Origin of the sequence: Psychrobacter cibarius (genome assembly GCF_904845955.1) — a bacterium.
GTDB classification, from domain to species: Bacteria; Pseudomonadota; Gammaproteobacteria; order Pseudomonadales; family Moraxellaceae; genus Psychrobacter; species Psychrobacter cibarius_B.
Window position 1 is genome coordinate 25,514 of sequence record NZ_CAJGYX010000008.1, and the last position, 22,360, is coordinate 47,873.

Here is a 22,360-nt window from a genome sequence, read left to right on the forward strand (position 1 = left end):
TTATTTGGATTAGACTATAGTCTGCAAAAACAGCTAGTATCGACGGATGATATGCAAACGCGTTCATTAAGTATGGACAGTAAAGAAGAGCCATCAGTGCTAGCAAAAGTAAGCACTGCGATAAGCACTTGGGTTAACAACTTGGTCAGTTAACAAAAGAATTCATTATGTTAAAAATAAGCTCCTATGATAGGGGCTTATTTTTTTACTAAATTTTTAATCTTTGTGGCTTATATGGTAAGGTAATTTACTCTTAAGAGGTTTTATTAGCCAAACAAAATCGTAGCTTAGTAATAAAAAATGGGTCACTTTTTAGGTCACTTGTGGAGCATATAATATTGAATAAACACCCTGAAAGTGGCGGGTTTAACTCTGCATTGCTGACAATAACGCACAGACTAAAGCAGTTTGCCCAGTTATGGTCACTACAGACACTGACCGATTTGCCTGATCGACTAAGAAACCTATGGCAGCAGCTTATTAGCTCTTATTGGTTTATCCCAACGGCGTGCGTCATTGTAGGTATATTGCTTGCGCCTTTATTGGTCACTATCGACCAACACTTTGACCGCGAAACTGTCAGAGAGATTACCTTTGCTTTTACCGGTGACGACGATGCGGCGCGCGCTATCATGACAGCGATTGCAGGTGCAGTATTAGGCGTAGCAGGCACGACCTTTTCCATTACAATCGCCGTGCTGTCGATGGCCTCTTCGCAATTTGGCCCACGGCTGTTGCGCAATTTTTTAACTGATACACCTAACCAGTTTGTGTTGGGAGCGTTTATTGGCACGTTTAGCTATAGTTTATTGGTGTTAAAATCCATCCATAAATATGACGTGGCTTTTGGTGTACCACAGCTCGCCGTGACTTTTGCGATTATCATGGCAATTATATGTGCGCTGTTGCTGGTGTACTTTGTACAGCATATGGTACATGCCATTCAGGCCTCACATGTGATTCAAAACGCCAGCAATGATGCGATTAATAATATTCACTATTGGTATCGTGATCATTGCGATATCCAGCATCAACGCGATATAGAACATCATGACATTGAACAGTTTCATCACTGGTCAGCGATGCCCATCTATCCACCAAGCTCAGGTTATGTTCAACAATTTTACCTTGAGTCACTGATTACACTGACACAAGACTATGGCGGCGTGGTGCAAATGCGTATTAATCTTGGTGATTATGTCACTGACAAAAACGTCATCGGCTATTTTTACCAGCGTCCAGCAGGTCATCCAAACAATCGACAAAAAACAGCGACGCCATCTTTAGCTGTTGTGCCGCGTGCCCCTGACGGGCTTTTTTGGCAACGTTTTGCCGGCTGTATACGTATCGAACAACGACTGACTCATTCTAACGATATTGCTTATAGCTTGGGACAAATGACTGAAATCGCCGTCCGCGCCTTATCGCCTGGTATCAATGATCCAAAAACAGCGGTCAACTGCGTACAATCACTGACCAGTTGCTTAAGTATTATGATGCGTCGTCAGCCGCCCAGTCCCTATCATTTTTATACACCGGCACAAAACGATGATTCATCGAAAGCCGAAGTTAAACAGCGACGCTTGGCTATATTAGCCATAGTTACTCATACTCCCAAAATATCTGATTTTATCAATACCTCGCTTGGCGAGATACGTCGGTATGCAGCAGCTGATTTGATGGTCTTAAAAGCACTATGTCAGGCGATGGTCAATCTAAGTTATGCTCGCGTAAATAACGCACAGCAGCAAACCCTATTGCATGAGATAAAACTGATTGAGCGCGCGGGAGAAGAAAACCTAAGCTATCAAGAGCTGATAGATGACTTGAGCGCGATGTGCCAACAAGCCCAACAATTCATACTTAGCAACGATGCTCATCATCAGTATTTTGACTATGTTAGCGCGTTTGACGCCCATATTCGTCAAGCATTACAAACGCAATCAAAATAAAAAGACAAACGATAACTAAACTAAAATCAAACCTATTTAGTGTTTGTAAGCACTAAGCTTAAGACCATTCATCATTACTTGAGAATTTTTTCATGGCCCCTACCAGTAGCCTAACCATACTTGAAATCAGCGCGATATTCTTATCAATCACAGCCCTATTAACTTACGTTAACCATCGTTTTATTGGTCTACCGACCACAATTGGCGTGATGGTTATCTCCATTTTATTATCTATTGGCGCCATATTTTTAGGATTTTTGGGATTTGATCAGCTGATTGATTATGAAGTAAGCTTATTAGAGCAGCTTGATTTTACCGAAGTCTTATTAGATGGCATGCTCTCTATGCTGTTATTTGCAGGGGCGCTGCACGTCAATATCAGCGATTTAAAACGTTATAAACTGCCTATTGGCATCCTTGCTTGCGTCGGTACCATCGTCTCTGCGATGCTTATCGCCACGGCGCTTTATTTTATGCTGCCGCTGCTTGGTTTCGGTTTGCCGTTTCTTTGGTGTTTGCTATTCGGTGCTCTAATATCACCGACCGACCCCATTGCCGTAATGGGTATTTTGGCATCGGCTGGCGCGCCAAAAAGTATAGAAACGGTCATCGCGGGTGAATCATTATTTAACGATGGTATCGGCGTCGTCATCTTTGTATTGCTGCTAGGGATTTTATCCAGTGGTGATATACCGACGGTCAATTATGTGGCGCATACTCTAGCGGTTGAAGCTGGTGGCGGCATTATTTTTGGCTTAGTACTTGGGGCGATTCTGTATTATATGCTGAAAAGTATCGATAGCTATCAAGAAGAAGTGTTGTTAACGCTTGCTGGTGTGATAGGTGGTTATGCACTCGCCAGCCATTGGCATTTATCAGGACCACTCGCCATGGTGATGATGGGACTGATGGTCGGTAATCGCGGACGAGCATTGGCGATGAGCGATAAAACGCGGCATTATATTGATTTATTTTGGGAATTAATCGATGAAATTCTCAATGCTATTTTATTCGTACTCATCGGTTTAGAAGTAGTGATGATTGCTTATTCGGGTAATTTATTTATCGCCGCTGGCTTGACGATTGTCATTGCCCTAGTTGCGCGTTTTATCGTTGTAGGTATGACGACCAAAACCTTTCATCGTCAGCTCGATTTACCGACTGGTGCATGGAAAGTGCTGACATGGGGCGGATTACGTGGTGGTATTTCGGTTGCTTTAGTATTGCAGCTGCCGCTGGGAACCGAACGCGATATCTTATTGGCGCTCACTTATGCAGTGGTGATATTCTCTATCTTGGTGCAAGGTTTGAGTATTGGCAAAGTCGCCAAAAGCATTCGCACTGATAAAAGTACAGCAAAGCCATAATTTATAACCAGTTTTAAGCCAATCGTTTTAGCAAAAGAAGGCCAGCATAAGAGAGTATCTTACGCTGGCTTTTTCATACACATTCAGTTTTTTTTGATAGCCGCTATATACGCCTTTTTTATATCAATCCTTTACGCTTCATATTACGATAGACCACGACCACAATAAGAAGGTTCGAGACTAATATTCCAAGCTTAAACCAATCAAATGGGCTAACGATTAGATAGTAAAGCTCAATAGGAATAAACACCCCATAACCCAGCACACCAAACCAATACGCCCATGTTTTATCTTGCCATAAGCCATAAGCCTCAAGAAAACGTAGGCTAGCGTAAGCAAAGATTAATAACAAAAATAATGACCAGTTTTTACTTGCCTGCTGGGCAATCCGTACTGCACTGTCAACTTGCGGTGCCAGTAGCTGTCCAAAAGTCTGTTGCCAAGAATCTGTCGCCGTCGTCAGCCAATGCTCAAGGTCAGTATGCCATGACCATAAAGCCCCCGCCCCTAATAACGCACCGACGCCTTTGACCACCTCATAGATTGCTACCGCTTTGATAGATTCACTGGCAGTACCGTGCGACTTTATGGTTTGGTTGTGCAAGTGATGATTGTTATCCTTCGAGGATGGTTGCAGACTATCATCCTGCCTAGGCAAATTAGCCAAAGAAAGTCTCCACAACGCGGCCTTGCAACTGCTGATTAAAGAATGGCGTGTTTTTACCATTAGACAGCATGGATTGGGCGGTCACTTGCCACTCCAAATTAGGATTCACCAGTACTGCGCCGCCGATTTTTTCATATTGCTCACTAATACCAGCGATTTTCGCCGGATTGAGACAGATTTTATCGACAAGTTGCTCTAAGGTTAACACCTCATCATTGACTAGCTGACAAGCCAGCGCCATAAAGGTATCAAAATTTGAGATGCCTGGTGTGCTCTCAGCAAATGGGGCTTTTTTAGCGGTACTGTTCAAGGGTTCATGATGGCTACATATCGCATCAATGGTGCCATCTTTTAGACCACGGCGGATGGCTTGCTGATCGGTATTACTACGCAGGGGTGGTAATACATAGGCTTGAGCATTAAAACCCTCTAAATTATCATCGGTCAAATATAACTGATGCATCGCCACATCACAAGTCACGGGCAGACCTTTATCTTTTGCCCAGCGCATCAATTCGATTGAAGATTTACAGGATAATTGACTAAAGTGAGCAGCAATGCCCGTTTCTTCAACCATTAGCAACTGCGTTGACAAGGCAACCGTTTCAGCGATCCAAGGAATCCCTTGCAAGCCATGATATGACGCGATATAACCTTCATGCGCCACGCCATCACCAGATAGACTTGGTTCATCAGGATAAAAGAATACTTTCATATTAAAAGTCGCGGCGTATTCCAGTGTACGCAGTAATACTAAATCATTGCGAAAAGGGCGGCGCGCATTAGAAACGGCTATACAACCGCCTTTTTTAAGCCCAGCGATATTTGATGGGCGCTCACCTTCTAAACCAGCAGTCAACGCACCCAAAATATGCAAATATATGCCGCCATCACCAAGCGCGCGCTCACGTAAGCCTTTTAATAATGAACCGTTCTCTAAGATAGGATTGGTATCAGGAGGAATGACCACATGCAAAAAACCATTGGCGCGAGCAGCGCGTCCTTCTGATTCCAAAGTGCCATGTTGTTGTTGACCTGGTTCACGTAGGCGGGCGCACAAATCAACCAAAGGCGGCAGTAGCCACATTTCACGACCAGCTTCGAGTGACGCCAACTTATCTGTCGCAGCACTTGATAGTGAGTCTTTAAATGATTGAGGAAGATGGTTAAGTATCGGTGCATCCGTATTTAACATAGTTGTCATGAGCGTTATTACCGTATCAATAAAATGGGATAAATAAATATAAAACAGCGAGGCAGAGGATTATTTACTCGCAGCTTGGTGAGCGCGCTGACCTTCCATAGCTAGCGACAGTACTGCCATACGAATAGCGATGCCGTTATTCACCTGTTTTAAAATCACTGACTGGTCGCCATCAGCAACGCTTGATGCAATCTCAACACCGCGATTCATCGGCCCTGGATGCATGACCAACGCATCGGGCTTAGCCAACGCCATGCGCTCTGGTGTAATACCATAGTGTTTATAATATTCACTCGATGATGCCAGCAGCGGCGAGCCGATACGTTCGTTTTGAATTCTTAATCCCATAATGACATCACAGTCCGTGACACATTCATTCATATCTTCATAGACTTGTACCCCAAAACGCTCAATACCTTTCGGTAATAAGGTACGCGGCGCACAGACGCGAATGTCTTTGACACCTAAGGTCTGTAGTGCACTGATATCTGAGCGCGCCACTCGCGAATGCTTGATATCGCCAACGATAGCCACTGACAGCTCCTCAAATGGGCGCGGCGCTTCACGGTGAATGGTCAGCATATCTAGCATCCCTTGGGTTGGATGCGCATGCCAGCCATCGCCGCCATTAATAATAGCAATATCGGGTGTCACCTCTGTTGCCATAAAATGGGCAGCACCTGATGCTGAATGCCGTACCACAAAGATATCTGCCGTCATGGCTTGTAGGTTCCACAGCGTATCGCGCAAGCTTTCACCTTTTTTGGTACTAGAGCGCTCGATATCGATATTGAGCACATTGGCACCGAGACGCTTTTCGGCTACTTCAAAGGTCGTACGGGTACGCGTTGACGGTTCAAAAAACAAATTCATTACCGTATAGCCTTCGAGCTCAGGACGGTTAATGAGCTGTCCGTTATCATCAAAAAACGTCTCTGCTTTGGCAATAATAGCCTGCAACTGCGCCTTATTAAGACCTTCTACCCCCAAAAAATGACGAATACTGCCATCGCTATTAAGCTGCGGACGACTTAACGACGCATCAAGTTTCTCATGAATGGTATCAGGGTCGAATTTGGCATAATCCGTTGGCGAGACGGTCTGAGTTGAGCGGCTATCGATAGAATTTGGCATAATGGCAGGTCTTTATTGTTGGTTTATATGATTTAATAATCATTATTTATGCGTTTTTTGGCGATTTATAGTCGACGATAAGCACAGAGACAAGGACATTTTGGCACTTATTTGCTACAATTTACCCCAGTGGCAGTGAGAGACATAGCGCCGTAAAAAACAGCCATTGTTATCCTCTTGGGCAGTAGCCATAGACCTGTCAAAACCATCATCAAAAATCCGCTTAGCCAAACGATAAATAAATAATAATAGTGATAGTGTAGCTGATTTTGTGGTCAGGACAAAGATGCCGTGCGAGGTATTTAAAAATTTACCAGATTTAGGTCTGTAACGTGCGACCCAACCGATTTTCCAACCCCTTATTTAATCCTTAGTTTCAGTAGCCTTTATTTTAACAGCATTTATTAGGAAGCCTTATGACAACCCTTACAGACTATCTCAATGATTATTCGCCCAATCCTGCACTGAGTGACGTTATTACGACTGTCACTGACGTGGGTAAAACCATCTCACAATTATTGAGAAAAGGAGCGCTAGCAGACATTCTAGGCGAAGCTGGCAACCAAAACGTCCAAGGTGAAGAGCAAAAGAAACTAGACGTACTGGCCAATGACTTATTATTAGATGCTTTGGCGAAAAATACCCATTGTGCAGGTGTTGCCTCAGAAGAGCTTGACGATGCTACCCCTGCTAATGCAGATGGCAGTTTGTTGGTATTGTTCGATCCACTTGATGGTTCATCAAACATCGATATTAATATGGCCGTTGGCACTATCTTTTCTATTTTACCGTACCAGCGCCAAGGTCAAGTCAGTGAGAATAGCGACTTCTTGCAAGCGGGTAATCAACAGTTAGCCGCCGGTTATTTGTTATATGGTACCTCTACCGTACTAGCGCTAACTATCGCCGATCATGTCGTGATGTTTAGCCTAGATCCTGACACTAACGATTATGTATTGATACAAGAAAACGTGCACATCAATGCCGATACCAGCGAATACGCCATCAATGCTTCAAACTACCGCTACTGGCGCGCACCCATGCAGCAGTATATCGATGAGTTAATTGCCGGCGAAACGGGTGTTCGTGGTCGCGATTTTAATACGCGCTGGGTGGCTGCCATGGTCGGTGATGTGCATCGTATTTTATGTCGCGGTGGTCTCTTCACTTATCCGTTCGATACCAAATATGCCAATAAAGCGGGCAAATTACGCTTGATGTATGAAGCCAATCCAATGAGCTTATTGATTGAGCGTGCGGGTGGCGCTGCTACTGATGCAGTCAATCGCATTTTAGACATAGAGCCAACCGATATTCACCAACGCGTCCCAGTGGTACTAGGCAGCAAAAATGAAGTCGATTATGTTAAAAGTCTGCATGTAAATTACGCTGATAAATAAACTCTTTGCCTTTACTTTGATAACAGTCAGTATAAAGCCAGAGCATTTATAAGCTTTATACTGATCGTTTAATTTTTTTATATTTTTTTCTAAGCGATCCACTATGGTAGCAAATCCCACCGAGCTTATTACCTCAGATAAGAATACGACCGTTAAACTTGTCAAATCCTTGTTAACGCAAGCGCGGCAGCGGAAGAAGCAAGGGCAAACGGTGATTGAGGGCGTCCATCTCATCGATGCGGCGCTGCGTAGCGACTACCCGTTTGTCCAAATCCTACTCGCAGAGTCTGCGCACAACCATCCTGAGGTTCAGCAAATTTTGACGCGCTTGCCTACTTATACGCCTATTTTAACGTTATCAAATTCGCTGTATGAGAGCATTCGTAGCTTAGGTACTGGTATCGATATCATGGCAATCATTAAAGTACCAACACCTCGTTTATCGATGATTGATAATGACTGCTTGATTTTAAATGATGTGCAAGACAGTGGCAATGTGGGCACCCTATTACGCACCGCAGCAGCGGTTGGCATCAAGAACATACTCTGTACCAGTGCGACAGCACAAGCGTGGTCCCCTAAGACATTACGAGCAGGCATGGGCGCTCAGTTTGCTCTGACTATTTATGAAGGTCTAAGTGTGCAAGATGTTTTGAAACATGTACAAACACCGCTATTTGCCACCAGCTCCCATACTGATACAGTCATTTATCAACATGACTTAAAGCAACCTATTGCTTGGATTATGGGTCATGAAGGTCAAGGCGTTTGTGATGAGCTGATGCAGTGCGCCACCCCTATCGCTCTACCACAGCCTAATGGTCAAGAAAGTCTGAATGTCGCCATTGCAGGCTCATTATGCTTATATGAAACGCTACGTCAAAGAAACTATGCCTAAAATATTCTGTCATGTATGTAGCACATGTAAAGCATTGACTGAATACATATAGTGATTCAGTCAATGCTTTAGGTAGAATTTATTTTCTCAACTACATATAGAAACTAACCTTGTGCTTCCATAAAGCTTGCAGAATAGTTGTTTGGTGCATTAAAGTTAGTAAAACTAATGCTAATGGATTTCTCCAGTCCATTCACACAATGCCACCACCCTATAGGAATAAATAGCGCCTCGCCAGCTTTAATAGTGACTTCAACTGGGGTCACATGCTGCATTAATGGATGTTCCTTTAAATCAAAATCAGGAAAATTTACTTCACTATAAACGTGCAAATCATTATAGAGCCAAGGTACTTGCCACGCTGGAATCAACGTAACTTTCTTAGTGCCATACACTTGAACCAACATGTTGTTAGTTAAGTCATGATGCAATGGCGTAAAGGTGCCTTTGGGTCCCATCCAGAAATAGGTACTAAAAGCTGCATCATTATCTAGAAGATGGCGATATCCTTCACCAAAATCACCGATGTCATTCAATACTGGTCTAATGGCTTCAACGTTTTGTTGTGTGTTATTAGCAGTCATATAGTAGTTATTACTTTCACCATCATTTTCTATCATATTGACAAATTCAGACATCAGCATTGATTTACGATACTTATCGGAATGACGTTCAAAAAGAACATCAGTCTCGCGATTAAACTGCACCTGAATTTCCGCATCGCCTAGCGTATCTGCGAAATAATGCGGACTCCATTTCTTCAGTGCTGGCCAATGATCGATACCTTTTTAAGCACCACAGGCTTATGCTTACTATAATAATCCTTGATAAATACCTCAAACGGCGGCGTATCAATCACCTCAATTTGTTTGTTGTATCCGGGATCTAACTTGGCTAAGTCGTCACAGGTATTAAGAAGCCATTCTCGTTTTTTTAGTAGCTTAGCGGCTTTAATGCCTGCTTGTAGGTAAGGGCTTTTAGAGGCCGTCTCTATTTCTAGCAATATCTCTGCGTGACTAAAGCCTTGCTTAGCCAATACTTTCGCAATACTGTTTTTACTCGTGCCTTCAAGCAAATTGGTAGCGACCCATCCTTTCCAATTATTTGGCAGTCTACGAATTGATTGTTTACTGTTGTTTGCCGCCACCTTGGTGTGATCACTCAGAGCGGCTTTGATTTGAGCGTCTGAAAAGTGATTATCCTTTAGCGTTTGAACAATTGTCTCTGGTTGGACACCACGAATTATATTAGTCGCTACCCAGTCATTCCATTCCTGAGGTAAGCGTTCTGACGTGTTTAATTCTGCCTTCATTAGCATCTCCTAATCCCTTAATGTACTAATTAATTGGTCTATCATGTAATCATCTATTATTGAGTATAGTCAGTTAATTATCACTATAATCTTGCTCTACAAATTAAACTATAACATTAATATAATAGCTTACATTCATATAGTAGCGGACATTTATCCATTTGACTAGAGCATGTCCGCAGTTCAAAAATGCAGATAAAACAAGATGAACTGTAGCTATACAAGAAACAGCGAAATCATGTCAGCATTGACAATACTCCACAAAAAAGCCTTCGATTCATTGAACCGAAGGCTTTATGACTTATGATATATTAAGCGACATTAAACGCTTAACTGTTCAAACTTAAACTTTGCTAGTAAGCTCAGGCAATGCTGTAAATAAATCCGCTTCTAAGAAGTAATCAGCAACGCTAGCGATAGGTGCTTCTGGGTCATTGTTGATAGCAACAATAACTTTAGAATCTTTCATACCCGCTAAATGCTGAATCGCGCCTGAAATGCCCGCTGCGATATATAAGTCTGGTGCAACGATTTTACCCGTTTGACCGACCTGCATATCGTTTGGTACATACCCTGCATCAACAGCGGCACGTGATGCACCAACGGCAGCGCCAAGTTTATCAGCCAATGGTTCGATATATTTGGTGAAGTTTTCACCATTTGCTAAGGCACGACCACCAGAAACTACAATGCCTGCTGAAGTCAATTCAGGACGGTCAGATTTCGCCATCTCTTCATTAACGAAGCTTGCTTTGCCAGTTTCTTGCACGTTGTCGATTGTCTCAACAGTAGCTGATCCACCTTCGCTTGCTACTGGGTCAAAAGCTGTGGTACGTACTGTCATGACAACTTTATCTTCTGTGGTCTTAACAGTTGCTGTGGCGTTACCAGCATAGATAGGACGCTCAAACGTTTGCGCATCTATGACGGCAGATATTTCTGATAGCATGCTTACGTCAAGTAAAGCAGCAACGCGTGGCATAAAGTTTTTACCAGTGGTGGTAGCAGGTGCAAGGATATGGCTGTAATCACCAGCGATATCAGCAACCAATAGCGCGACGTTACCCGCCAATTGATGCTCATAAGCAGCGTTGTCTGCTAATAATACTTTAGTCACGCCTTCTGCTTTAGCTGCTTGGTCAGCGACAGCTTGAGCACCACTACCTGCAACCAACACATGGATATCATCACCCATTTGCTTAGCAGCAGCGATGGTATTCAAAGTTGCCTTTTTTAGACTGGCATTGTCATGTTCTGCATATACCAAAATTGCCATGGTTTTAATCCTTTTTTGTTCGTATCATCTATTCATGCGGTTGTTTTTGTACAAAGCTGTTTGAGCAACTATTATTTTATATAAAATAAATCAGTTAAATCTATAGCCTTGTACAGGATATGCCGTAGCGAAGTATCCAATCATTGAAACATTAAATGACTTTTGCTTCGTTTCTTAGCTTATCGACCAACTCATCCACTGAACCTACTTTGATGCCAGCTTTACGTTCAGCAGGTGGCACAACTTTAATGATCTCTTGCTTAGAGGCCATATCAACACCAAAATCAGCAGGCGTTTTTTCGTCAAGTGGCTTTTTCTTCGCTTTCATGATGTTAGGCAATTTAGCATAACGAGGCTCATTCAAACGTAAATCAGTGGTAATAACCGCTGGTAGCTCAAGTGCTAGCGTCTGTAAACCACCGTCGATTTCACGAGTCACGTTTACTTTATCGCCTTCAACCTTCACTTCTGATGCAAACGTACCCTGACCGATACCCATCAATGCCGCTAGCATCTGACCAGTCTGGTTGTTATCATCATCAATGGCTTGCTTACCCAATAAGATAATATCAGTGCCTTCACTCTCGGCGATATTTTTGAGGATCTTAGCAATTTGTAATGGATACGGCTTGTCATCAGTCAACACTAAAACACCACGATCAGCGCCCAATGCTAACGCTGCACGAATTTGCTCTTGTGATTCTTTTGGACCGATTGAAGCAACAATGATTTCATCAATCACACCCGCTTCTTTTAGACGAACCGCTTCTTCTACTGCAATCTCATCAAAAGGGTTGATTGACATCTTAGTGTTTGATAAATCAACGCCAGAGTTGTCAGCTTTTACACGAACTTTTACGTTGTAATCAATGACACGCTTGACCGCTACTAATGCTTTCATACGTTCCTCGTTTATTAATGTTATGAATTAAAAATTGTCAGTTAAGAACCAAAGGTTCATTTTTTTAAACTGTCGTTCAAAATACTACTTAGGGTTATTACTGCGTCAACAGATAGTAGTTAATTAAGCGAGAAGAAACAATACCGAAAATGGTATTAGTATCACACTACTCATTGATAAAATCTGCTAAAGCTAAGCCAACCGTTATTATCAGACCCCTGTATCTTGCGTGACCACAGGCATAAGGTCAAGACAACGCCGTGAATAATGCGTCATAAATTTGTCACCATTTTATAATAAATAGTTTATAAGTGCACAATTTTACAGTCTTCTTTAACCTACATTCTCAATATTTCACCTGTTTTCAGCACTGTCAACACGATAGTTACTTAATGGATTGTTGTGATCTATCTCGTTGGCATCAATCGAGAACATCAATCGACAACATCAATCAAAAACTCAAAATCTACGATTTGCTGTTTTTACTGGAACCAATCAGCAACTCACTGTCGCGTATATCATCGAATAATGACCAGTCAGGCGTAACCGCATTATTTTTGATGACACTCATATCCCCTGTGGTTTCCATAATGACAGCAAATACTTCCGTTTTAGACTTGATCCCATTCTTGCGCAAAACCTGTTGAACATCACTGGTACTGAGATTGGCCTCTTTTAAATTTCCACTAAAATACTCGCCATGCGCCATTAATATAATGGCTCGATTGTCTATCAGAGATTTTAAGGGTTTGAATTTACGCCTAATAAATGAGATAACCCCTTGAATCACAAACAATACTGCGACAGCAAACAGCCCTTGCATTAATGACGGTGTGTCTGATAGCACCGTTGAAGCGAGTATACTGCCAATACCGACAGTCATCGCAAAATCATGGCTTGAGAGCTTGGAGAAACTTCGCAACCCCATCAATCTTGTAAACAACATTAACCCTAAATAAAAACCGATTGCAGATAGAGAAATACCCAGCACTTGCTGCCAATCGATTGAAAACCATGCCTCCCACTTCATAAAACAACCTTATTTTGTTATATCTTTTTTGTGTCAGTGCTGATGACTGACAGCTAGTACCAGTATGCTTTTGATGATTTTACGTTTATAGCGAGAAAAATGGCATAAAAAAAGCAACCTGATAAGAGGTTGCTTTTTTTTAGAGTTGAAACAGTATTTTTATTGTTTTAACAAACAAAGGCATCAATGCATATTGATAATCTTACTGTCATCAAGCTTACTGACTAATCAGCTTACCAGATGTCAAATGAGATTAGATAGCTTCGATTTGCTCGGCTTGTGGGCCTTTTTTGCCATCACCTAAGATGAAAGACACTTTTTGGCCTTCGGCTAGAGTTTTGAAACCACCACCTTGGATAGCGCTGTAGTGAGCGAATACGTCTTGTCCGCCATTGTCTTGAGCGATAAAACCAAAACCTTTAGCTTCATTAAACCACTTTACAGTGCCTTCAACTTTATCTGACATAAATTTTCCTAACTCTTTAACTGTTGGCGAGACGTGTGTCATCACCGATTAATTGATATATACCCAAACTATTTTCTGCTAAATGCAACAGTCAATATGATCAAAATATCGTTAGATAACTTGAAATTACGACCTAAAATCTTTTGAGTACAGGCTGATTATAGCAGCTTTTTATAATCGCAACAGGTTAAATTGATGATTTTTGTAAATAACGATAATCCGTTTTGAAAAGTCACGAAAGCCAATTAAATACTATCTAATACATTGATAAGAAAGATATTTTATATCATTTACTATCTATCATTCTAACGTAAAGATGTCATTTAAGTTGGTGACAGCATTATCTCAAATAATAAATAGGTGATAAGTCAGCATATGCTTCATTGAGATATCGGTAGCCACGGTGAACTTAATACTAACAAACAAAGCGCAAAAAATATCAGCGAAAATGACTGACTATAGGCGATGTATTTAGCAGGTATCACCAAGTCTTTAGGAGAATCAGGAATACCTTTACGTTTTAGTAAACGCGTCCCGTATATCCATCCAAAGGTAGTATAGATGCCATAAGCAGCAGGTACTGTAATGGCTAGTGGCGTCAAATCAATCACATATAATATGACAACGGAAATAAAGAACCACAAAGTATCCAAGAGTGAGCTGATTTGAAAAAACTTAGACTTAGGCAATTTGCCATCGGTTTTTTTGAGCATCTCCCCTTCTATCCATATTAAAACAGCTACCACAGCGCTAAGAGTAATATATACGAATTGCGGCGTTAGCCAGTCTGGATAAGATATTTGCACAACACACAACCTATAATCTATAAAAAATAAGAACGCGCAACTCAATCGTCTTGATAATTAACCAGCAATTGGTTGCACTAAGAATATTCAAAAAAATCAATGAAGGCTAAATATATGAGGCATCGATTGGTGGTTTTCAACCAACACCAAAGCGATTGTGGTTAAAATTTCACTAAAGTAGTTCAAACTAAAAAAGCCCACACTATTAAGTAATAGCATGGGCTCTTAGGTCTATATCAGCGATTAATCTATTAATAACTTAATACTGAATTAGTTTTTTTCTTTATCGATGATTTTATTACCACCGATCCAAGGCATCATGCCACGTAGCTTAGCGCCAGTGATTTCGATTTGATGCTCTGCATTGTTACGACGACGAGCCGTCATTGATGGATAGTTGGTTGCGCCTTCAGAGATAAACATCTTCGCGTACTCACCAGACTGAATGCGTTTTAGGGCATTACGCATAGCTTCACGTGATTGCTCATTGATGACTTCAGGACCAGTTACGTATTCGCCATATTCAGCGTTGTTACTGATTGAATAGTTCATGTCAGCGATACCGCCTTCATACATGAGGTCTACAATAAGCTTTAACTCATGTAAGCACTCAAAGTAAGCCATTTCTGGGGCATAGCCAGCTTCAGTTAGGGTTTCAAAGCCCATTTTAACCAGCTCTACTGCACCGCCGCAAAGTACCGCTTGCTCACCAAATAGATCAGTCTCAGTTTCATCTTTAAAGGTTGTTTCGATAATACCTGAACGACCACCACCAACGCCAGCAGCATATGACAATGCCAATTGTTTGGCTTGACCTGAGGCATCTTGGTAGATAGCGATAAGATCAGGGATACCGCCGCCTTTTGCAAACTCTGAACGTACCGTATGACCTGGTGCTTTTGGTGCAACCATAATGACATCAAGATCACCACGTGGTACGACTTGGTTATAATGAATCGCAAAACCATGAGCAAACGCTAGGGTTGCACCTTCTTTGATGTTTGGTTCGATTACATCATTATATAGCTCTTTTTGAAACTCATCAGGCGTCAAAATCATGATGACATCAGCGGCTTTTACCGCTTCTTCTACTTCAGCTACTTTTAGACCTGCGTTTTCTGCTTTTTTCCATGAGCCAGAGTTAGCACGTAGACCAACGGTCACATCAACATCTGAATCTTGTAGGTTAAGCGCGTGTGCATGGCCTTGTGAACCATAACCAATGATGGCAACTTTTTTGCCTTGGATGATTGATAGATCACAATCTTTATCATAATAAACGTTCATAAACAGAGTCCTTTTCCTAAATCATGGCTTGCCATGGATAAATAAACACTTAAATTATAATCACCTTATCGAAGTGATGGGTGAGATAAGCGCGATGTTAATGTTTGAATAAATAATTTGACCTACAATAGGTACAGTAAGCACCCATTATAAACTGAGCGTTTTTTCGCCGCGTGCAATACCAATCACACCCGAACGCACCACTTCCATAATACGTTCACGACCAATCACATCAATAAAGCCGTCAAGTTTGGCTTTGTCACCGACGATTTGAATGGTATATAGATTAGCGTTCACATCAACGATTTGTGCGCGGAAAATATCGGCACTGCGTTTAATCTCTTCACGTACGCCGCCCGTTGCCCGTACTTTTATGAGCATCAACTCACGTTCGACGTGTACGGTATCTGATAGATTAAGCACTTTAACCACTTCAATCAATTTATGCAATTGCTTGGTGATTTGTTCTATTTTTTCAGGTGACGTAATAGTGGTCAATGTTAAGCGAGAAATACTCGAATCGTCTGTTGGCGCAACGTTCAAAGTTTCAATGTTGTAGCCACGTTGAGAGAACAAACCGACCACTCGCGACAACGAACCCGCTTCGTTTTCCATCAATACCGAAATCAGATGTTGTTGTTGCATTAGGTACGCTCCCCTTTTGTTAACCACATATCACGCATTGCTTGCCCAGCGATTTGCATCGGATATACATGCTCGTTACGATCGACATAAACGTCAATAAATACCAATCTATCTGTTATTGCCATGGCTTCCGCCAACTGTGCTTCCATGGTCGCAGGATCAGTAATCTTGATACCGACGTGACCATAGCTTTCAGCGAGTTTGACAAAGTCTGGTAGTGAATTCATATAAGAATGGGCATGACGACCTTCATACAGCATATCTTGCCACTGCTTCACCATGCCTAATTGGGCGTTATTTAGATTTAAGATTTTAACTGGCAAATTATATTGTAAGCAGGTTGAGAGCTCTTGAATATTCATCTGAATAGAGCCTTCACCCGTGATACAAACCACATCACGCTCAGGGTTAGCAAGTTTGGCTGCCATCGCATACGGCAAGCCAACACCCATCGTCCCTAAACCACCTGAGTTTAGCCATTGGCGCGGCTCATTATAGGTATAATAAAGCGCTGCAAACATCTGATGCTGACCGACGTCACTGGTGATAATAGCGTTACTATTCGTCACTTTATCTAAAGCTTGAACGACCGCTTGGGGCTTAATGCCGTTATCGGTGCTGGTGTCATAACGCAGGCCATGACGCTTACGCCACTCATTAATCTGTGACCACCAATCCAACAATGCTGGTTGATCTAACTCTTTATCTTCACCGATAATCTCTAGTATATCGGTCAGGACAGATTTGACATCACCCACGATCGGAATATGCGCATTAATCGTTTTTGAAATAGAGGTAGGATCAATATCAATATGAATAATCGTCGCATTCGGACAGAATTTTTTGACATTATTAGTGACACGGTCATCAAAACGTGCGCCAACTGCCAAGATGACGTCGGCATGATGCATGGTCATATTGGCTTCATAAGTGCCATGCATACCGAGCATACCCAAGAACTGACTATCAGAACCAGGGAACGCACCCAAGCCCATTAAGGTATTGGTTACTGGTAAATTTAAACGATGCGCAAGATTAGTAAGCTCTTTATGCGCATTGCCTAAAACAACACCGCCACCAGAGTAAATAATCGGACGCTTTGCAGCAAGCAGTGTTTCAACCGCTTTTTTAATCTGACCACTATGGCCTTTTAATGACGGCTGATACGAACGTATAAACACTTCTTCTGGATAAGCATAAGCAAACTTTTCACTTGGCGCGGTCATATCTTTTGGTACATCAATCACTACAGGACCTGGGCGTCCAGACTGGGCAATATAAAAGGCTTTTTTGACAATCATTGGGATTTCGCTAGCGTGGCGCACTTGAAAGCTATGCTTCACGATAGGACGTGATACACCGACCATATCTGTTTCTTGGAAGGCATCTTCCCCAATTAGGCTGCTAGGTACCTGACCTGCGATAACCACCATCGGCACAGAATCCATAAACGCTGTTGCGATAGCCGTTACGGTATTAGTAGCACCTGGACCTGACGTCGCTAAGACCACCCCTGTCTGCCCTGTGACTCGCGAATAAGCATCTGCCATGTGACCGGCTGCTTGCTCATGACGTACTAAAATATGCTCGATATTTTCTTGTTGAAACAAAGCATCATAGATATGAAGAACCGCACCACCTGGATAGCCAAAAATATATTTGACGCCCTCATCAGTCAGTGATTGCACCAACATCTCAGCACCAGATAGCATTATAGGTTGATCACTACCCTCAGCGAGGCGTTGTTGCTTTTCTTCAAAATTTTTGGCGGCATTCCCCGTTTGGGTATGTCCCGTCATATTCGGACTTTGCGTGGTTTGCGTCACTGTCATCACCTTTTTTTTGTCAAGAATTGGCGTTCATTTATAAGAGAGAACCACGCTATTTACACAAGATGGTTCATCTTATAGAAATGGCTGCAAATCCTTATCCATATCAAGAATGTGTGCCCACTATCTCTAAGTAACGCTGTTTTATAAGACAGCAGGCTACTCAAACACAGCAATATATGTAGGGTCAGTTTTATGGCAGGAGTCTATCGATGTACAGTGACAAGATGCGCGTGCATCTATAAAAGAAGCTTATTATTGATAAATAGCAGATAGCATTTACAACAGATTGATTTATACAGAGGCATTGATATTCACAATTTAAATCACTCTCACAGCCAATACTAATTTGTAAAATGGTTAGACTTTACGACAGGCTTATTAAAAAGATTGAATTGCTGAATATTTTTCCATGTTTAATACAACCGCTAGAGTCACGCTTAGCGCATTTCAAATAATAAGTTTATCTTAGTCATTGTAGACAGATAAGTCCGGAGACAATACATAAAGTCATCGATAACAATCGTTATGATTACTATCTTTGCAATATCATTGTCACAAAGAAACGAAAACTGCGTAAGCCACTGATAAGTAACCTATCGTCCTCATTTTCAAGTGCCACGGCAATATCATAAAAGCCGCTCACTGACCAATCAACTGCTATTATATTCGATGGTTTGTGAGCTATTGTCAAGAAAAACTTCTAAAGCCCATCCCTAACTATTAGTTATTAAATAATATACATTCATAAGGATTATTTGTTAGAATCGAAAGCTGGTACATTTTTAGTACCATTCCAACACTTAAATGTTATATTGACACATATATACACATCTGTTTTTTACCCCTTGAGAGGATTGCTACTATGGCATATGCGTCTAAAATAAATACTGCTACCAAACTGCTTATGAGTACTGCGTATGTGCTATAGTCAATCCACAATAAAACTGGAACAACCCATATCATAAAATAGTTTAGGTAGATTATTCTCCATCCAACCTTGGCGTAGAAACTTTGCTTGCGCCCATTTCTTTTCGATAGGATTTAGATCAGGACTGTAGGGTGGTAAGAATAGAAGCCTGTGACCGTACCTATTCAGCAGTCTTTGAACTCGTTTGTGAAAGCTGGCGTTATCCATAACAATTACACATTTGGTTCTAAGACTTGGGATTAGGGTGTATTTACACCAGTCGTAGAATATATCGCCATTAATATTTTTATCAAAGTAATCAAGCGCAAACAGCATCTTTTCATATAAAGCACCGATGACGTTGGTACGCTTTTTTGCTTGCCAGTTGTAGCGATCAATGCAAGGTTTTCCTATTGGTGTATAGCCGTAAGGGCGAATAGTTTCAGCTTCAAAGCCGCTTTCATCCATATAAATAATGGGATAGCCTTGCTTCATAAAATGATCAAGCTTACTTTGATACGCCGCTCTTTTGATCGGACATGCTTTTGGATGTTCTAAGGTCTTTTTTTTGACTGATGCCAAGACGCTTTAAGGCCGACTCAATGCCTGACTTACTGCAACCTAAACGCTGTGCTCGCTCGTACATATAATCGTCTGGATACTGCTTAACATCTTTCAGTAATGCTTCATTTGATATTTTAGTCGGTGCTTTATTTCTAGTCGTTTTAGGAACTAAGCTCTGCTGCCAGCTGTGAATAGAGCTTGTGCTAAGCTCGTAAAAAGCAGCAGCTTCTCGAATGGTCATGCCGTCTTTAATGCTACGCAGTACTTGTTTGCGAAAGTCGATTGAATAGGTCATCGTTTATTTCACTAAATGAATTGATTATAAACATTGTATCGGTTTTATCTAAGATTAACTATAATGCTGTCGATGAATGCCAGTCATGCTATTCAAGTTTATAAATCTGTCGGTGCACATGGTGAAGTCAAATACAGCCAACATGCGCCGCAAAATGGTAAAAATATTGAGCTGATTGAATTTCGTAGTGACGGCAGACAAAGCAATGCAGGACAATTGGCTGGCAAAACAGATGCCAATCAAAGTACTAATACTCAAAGCGTAGAAGAGCAAAGAGTTGCAGCGCTTGAAGCACGGATTAAAGAACAAGAAGCACAAGCCAATGCACAGCGTTGCCAGTCACTCCGCAATAATTTGACCAACTTGAATGTCGGCGGACGTATTTATGAGATGGATGCAAATGGCAAGCGTCAATATTTAGACGGTCGTGAAATTGAGCTCAAACGTGAACGCGTACAGCAGGCAATTGATCAGTATTGTGGCAACTCAACTACCTAGGCTTAATGCTAATTATAGACGTTAATCAATAGCTGCATCACATGACGAATGGCTGCTGGCATATCCTGAGCTTGTAGTCCTCGTTGTCCAACCAACAACGTATTATTACTTTGATTGACCAGCGTATTCCCTGCTAATCCATGTATAACAACCGCTTGATGCAAGCTTTGCATTCCTGACGATAAATCTTGTTGTGCTAGCAGACCAGCAATGACACCGGATAACACATCACCCATGCCGGCCGTCGCCATACCCGCATTACCGGCAGCACAAACATAAACGTGGTGCTCGTCTAAGCCCTGCTCTAATATCAAAGAACCTGCGCCTTTTAGCACCCATTCACCACCATAAGTTGTAGCGCACTGTTTTATCGCTTGCAGTCTATTGCTTTCCACTTCACTGATTCTCTTATTCAGTAATCTAGCAGTTTCGCCACTGTGCGGGGTCAAACAAACTTGATAATTAACACTATATTCTCGCAGCTGGCTGACCAATTCATGATGCTCTAATTGCAATGATGCTAAATGATAAAGTCCATCAGCATCAATCACTATTGCCTTTTTAGCTGTCATCGCAGTTTGTAGATACTTTATAAATAACACTTTTGCTTTTTCATCACGACCAAGCCCCATACCAATCGCAATCACAGTGGCTGACTTGATTAACTCCTGCACTCCGTCCATATCATGCAAATTAATCGTCATTGCATCTGGTAGCGAAGTTAATAGGGCGCTATGAAAAGCCTCATGGCAAGCAACTGTAATTTTACCCGCTCCTGCCGCCATCGAGCTCGAAGCAGACAATATCGCAGCGCCGCCCATACCTTGTGAGCCATCGATACGATTACCGCCAATAATCAGTACATGACCATAGCTACCTTTGTAGCTATTTTGACGGCGAGGACTTAGACCATATGCAGTAGTAATCAGTGTTGCTACTGGCATGAAACTTTTGTCATTTATTGGATAAGGTATCAGCGGTATATCAATTACCTTGCCGCTATGATCCATACCATCTTTGGTATGCAAACCGAATTTCCGTGCAATTAAACATAGCGTTATATCAGCCTGTATAGCCACATGCTCAAACACCTCGCCAGTCGAAGCCACCAAACCACTTGGAATATCAACCGCAATGGCCAAGGTATTATTTTGTTCAGATAACTTATTAAAGGTGCTAATGGCTGTTTTGTAAATACCTGTAGGCGCACGATCCAGTCCAACACCAAACAGCGCATCAATATAAACATCGGCTTGCAGATTACCATCTATTCCTTCTTCTAGATCACAAGCACTATTTTCAAAGCGTCGATAAGGGCAATTGGCCAATAGCGCCTCTTTTAGAGCTTTTTTTGCGTCGGAAAATGCTGTTGTGTCATTGGTATCAAAATCATCACTCTCAAAACCAACTGTTACCACTTGTACCTGCCAACCCATTCCCTGTAAATAATGAGCAATGAGCCAACCGTCGCCACCATTATTACCCTTTCCAACCCAAATGCTCACTCGATGCTGACACATATGATGACAAGGCACATAAGTAGTGGCTGATAGATATATGTTTAATTGCTTTTGTTCATATAATTGTTCTATGTGTTGCGCCATTTGCCAGGCTGCTTGTTTCATCAACCCAAAACTATCATGCCCCTCTACAAACCATGCTTGCTCCATCGCATAGAGTTGTTCACTGCTATATAACGGGATAGGTTTTGTACTTTTTATAGGTGATAAATTGATCTGATTTTTCATAACTAATCCTTGAGTATTTTTTGCTGATTTTTTATTTTATTGGCATATTATTACTATCATTTAGCATCAGCTTAGCAAACGCTTACATCAACGTATGTATCAATATGAATGTGAAATTATTTGCTTTTATACTTGCGCTCTTAGCTCACTGGCTTATTATATCGGTATTCA

Annotated in this window: 21 protein-coding genes; 5 read left to right on the plus strand and 16 right to left on the minus strand. The window is 41.7% G+C overall.

Features of this window, described 5'->3' with window-relative positions:
- The first annotated feature begins 338 nt into the window (after window positions 1–338).
- Together JMV76_RS13060 and JMV76_RS13065 are read left to right on the plus strand one after the other, a co-directional pair.
- A complete protein-coding gene (locus tag JMV76_RS13060; protein ID WP_201502996.1) occupies window positions 339–1,952 on the plus strand; it encodes a DUF2254 domain-containing protein in 1,614 nt (537 codons plus the stop codon).
- A gap of 92 nt (window positions 1,953–2,044) precedes the next feature.
- Window positions 2,045–3,319: a cation:proton antiporter gene (locus JMV76_RS13065; protein WP_201502997.1), complete on the plus strand. Its 1,275-nt coding sequence runs from the start codon at window positions 2,045–2,047 to the stop codon at window positions 3,317–3,319.
- A gap of 118 nt (window positions 3,320–3,437) precedes the next feature.
- On the opposite strand, the gene JMV76_RS13070 is transcribed toward JMV76_RS13065, so the two are convergent.
- From JMV76_RS13070 to JMV76_RS13080, 3 genes are read right to left on the minus strand one after another with little or no spacing between them, the layout of a single operon-like run.
- A complete protein-coding gene (locus tag JMV76_RS13070) occupies window positions 3,438–3,986 on the minus strand; it encodes a DUF2127 domain-containing protein (RefSeq protein WP_227690404.1) in 549 nt (182 codons plus the stop codon).
- The gene (locus JMV76_RS13075; RefSeq protein ID WP_201502999.1) at window positions 3,979–5,190 is read right to left on the minus strand and encodes a dihydroorotase; all 1,212 of its coding nucleotides are present in this window, start codon (window positions 5,188–5,190) and stop codon (window positions 3,979–3,981) included. Before JMV76_RS13075 ends, JMV76_RS13070 begins: the two co-directional genes overlap by 8 nt.
- A gap of 60 nt (window positions 5,191–5,250) precedes the next feature.
- Complete coding sequence (locus tag JMV76_RS13080; RefSeq protein ID WP_045454424.1) at window positions 5,251–6,324, minus strand: aspartate carbamoyltransferase catalytic subunit; 1,074 nt, start codon at window positions 6,322–6,324, stop codon at window positions 5,251–5,253.
- A gap of 416 nt (window positions 6,325–6,740) precedes the next feature.
- On the opposite strand from JMV76_RS13080, the gene JMV76_RS13085 reads away from it, so the two are divergent.
- A complete protein-coding gene (locus JMV76_RS13085; RefSeq protein WP_201503000.1) occupies window positions 6,741–7,724 on the plus strand; it encodes a class 1 fructose-bisphosphatase in 984 nt (327 codons plus the stop codon).
- 103 nt (window positions 7,725–7,827) lie between these two features.
- Window positions 7,828–8,622, plus strand: coding sequence for a TrmH family RNA methyltransferase (locus tag JMV76_RS13090; protein WP_201503001.1), 795 nt, complete (start codon window positions 7,828–7,830; stop codon window positions 8,620–8,622).
- A 104-nt stretch (window positions 8,623–8,726) separates the two neighbouring features.
- Here JMV76_RS13090 and JMV76_RS13095 read toward each other — a convergent pair whose 3' ends face one another.
- The 12 genes from JMV76_RS13095 to JMV76_RS14930 all read right to left on the minus strand — a co-directional run bounded on the left by JMV76_RS13095 (window position 8,727) and on the right by JMV76_RS14930 (window position 19,943).
- The gene (locus JMV76_RS13095; RefSeq protein ID WP_201503031.1) at window positions 8,727–9,404 is read right to left on the minus strand and encodes a cupin-like domain-containing protein; all 678 of its coding nucleotides are present in this window, start codon (window positions 9,402–9,404) and stop codon (window positions 8,727–8,729) included.
- Window positions 9,383–9,934: a hypothetical protein gene (locus tag JMV76_RS13100; protein ID WP_201503002.1), complete on the minus strand. Its 552-nt coding sequence runs from the start codon at window positions 9,932–9,934 to the stop codon at window positions 9,383–9,385. The genes JMV76_RS13095 and JMV76_RS13100 overlap by 22 nt, the downstream gene beginning before the upstream one ends.
- Before the next feature lie 343 nt (window positions 9,935–10,277).
- A complete protein-coding gene (locus JMV76_RS13105; RefSeq protein WP_201503003.1) occupies window positions 10,278–11,210 on the minus strand; it encodes an electron transfer flavoprotein subunit alpha/FixB family protein in 933 nt (310 codons plus the stop codon).
- Between the two features lie 151 nt (window positions 11,211–11,361).
- On the minus strand, window positions 11,362–12,111 hold the full coding sequence (locus tag JMV76_RS13110) for an electron transfer flavoprotein subunit beta/FixA family protein (protein WP_045446670.1): 750 nt from the start codon (window positions 12,109–12,111) through the stop codon (window positions 11,362–11,364).
- A 466-nt stretch (window positions 12,112–12,577) separates the two neighbouring features.
- Window positions 12,578–13,141: a DUF421 domain-containing protein gene (locus tag JMV76_RS13115; protein WP_045446667.1), complete on the minus strand. Its 564-nt coding sequence runs from the start codon at window positions 13,139–13,141 to the stop codon at window positions 12,578–12,580.
- A gap of 253 nt (window positions 13,142–13,394) precedes the next feature.
- A complete protein-coding gene (locus JMV76_RS13120) occupies window positions 13,395–13,607 on the minus strand; it encodes a cold-shock protein (RefSeq protein WP_010196799.1) in 213 nt (70 codons plus the stop codon).
- 380 nt (window positions 13,608–13,987) lie between these two features.
- On the minus strand, window positions 13,988–14,413 hold the full coding sequence (locus JMV76_RS13125; protein ID WP_045454429.1) for a hypothetical protein: 426 nt from the start codon (window positions 14,411–14,413) through the stop codon (window positions 13,988–13,990).
- 270 nt (window positions 14,414–14,683) lie between these two features.
- On the minus strand, window positions 14,684–15,700 hold the full coding sequence (ilvC, locus tag JMV76_RS13130; protein ID WP_045446660.1) for a ketol-acid reductoisomerase: 1,017 nt from the start codon (window positions 15,698–15,700) through the stop codon (window positions 14,684–14,686).
- Window positions 15,701–15,847: 147 nt separating this feature from the next.
- Entirely contained in the window at window positions 15,848–16,345 is a 498-nt protein-coding gene (gene ilvN / locus JMV76_RS13135; protein ID WP_045454430.1) for an acetolactate synthase small subunit, read from the minus strand.
- The gene (locus tag JMV76_RS13140) at window positions 16,345–18,057 is read right to left on the minus strand and encodes an acetolactate synthase 3 large subunit (RefSeq protein WP_201503032.1); all 1,713 of its coding nucleotides are present in this window, start codon (window positions 18,055–18,057) and stop codon (window positions 16,345–16,347) included. Before JMV76_RS13140 ends, ilvN begins: the two co-directional genes overlap by 1 nt.
- 1,048 nt (window positions 18,058–19,105) lie before the next feature.
- Window positions 19,106–19,666 carry an IS630 family transposase gene (locus JMV76_RS13145; RefSeq protein ID WP_227690107.1) on the minus strand — a complete coding sequence of 187 codons (561 nt, stop codon included), beginning with the start codon at window positions 19,664–19,666 and terminating at the stop codon, window positions 19,106–19,108.
- Complete coding sequence (locus JMV76_RS14930; RefSeq protein ID WP_201502539.1) at window positions 19,593–19,943, minus strand: IS630 transposase-related protein; 351 nt, start codon at window positions 19,941–19,943, stop codon at window positions 19,593–19,595. The genes JMV76_RS13145 and JMV76_RS14930 overlap by 74 nt, the downstream gene beginning before the upstream one ends.
- Before the next feature lie 63 nt (window positions 19,944–20,006).
- Between JMV76_RS14930 and JMV76_RS13150 the strand changes: the two genes are divergently transcribed.
- The gene (locus JMV76_RS13150; RefSeq protein WP_201503004.1) at window positions 20,007–20,441 is read left to right on the plus strand and encodes a DUF4124 domain-containing protein; all 435 of its coding nucleotides are present in this window, start codon (window positions 20,007–20,009) and stop codon (window positions 20,439–20,441) included.
- An 8-nt stretch (window positions 20,442–20,449) separates the two neighbouring features.
- Here JMV76_RS13150 and JMV76_RS13155 read toward each other — a convergent pair whose 3' ends face one another.
- Window positions 20,450–22,189, minus strand: a complete 1,740-nt coding sequence (locus tag JMV76_RS13155) for an NAD(P)H-hydrate dehydratase (protein WP_201503005.1) — start codon at window positions 22,187–22,189, stop codon at window positions 20,450–20,452.
- Between the last annotated feature and the right edge of the window lie 171 nt (window positions 22,190–22,360).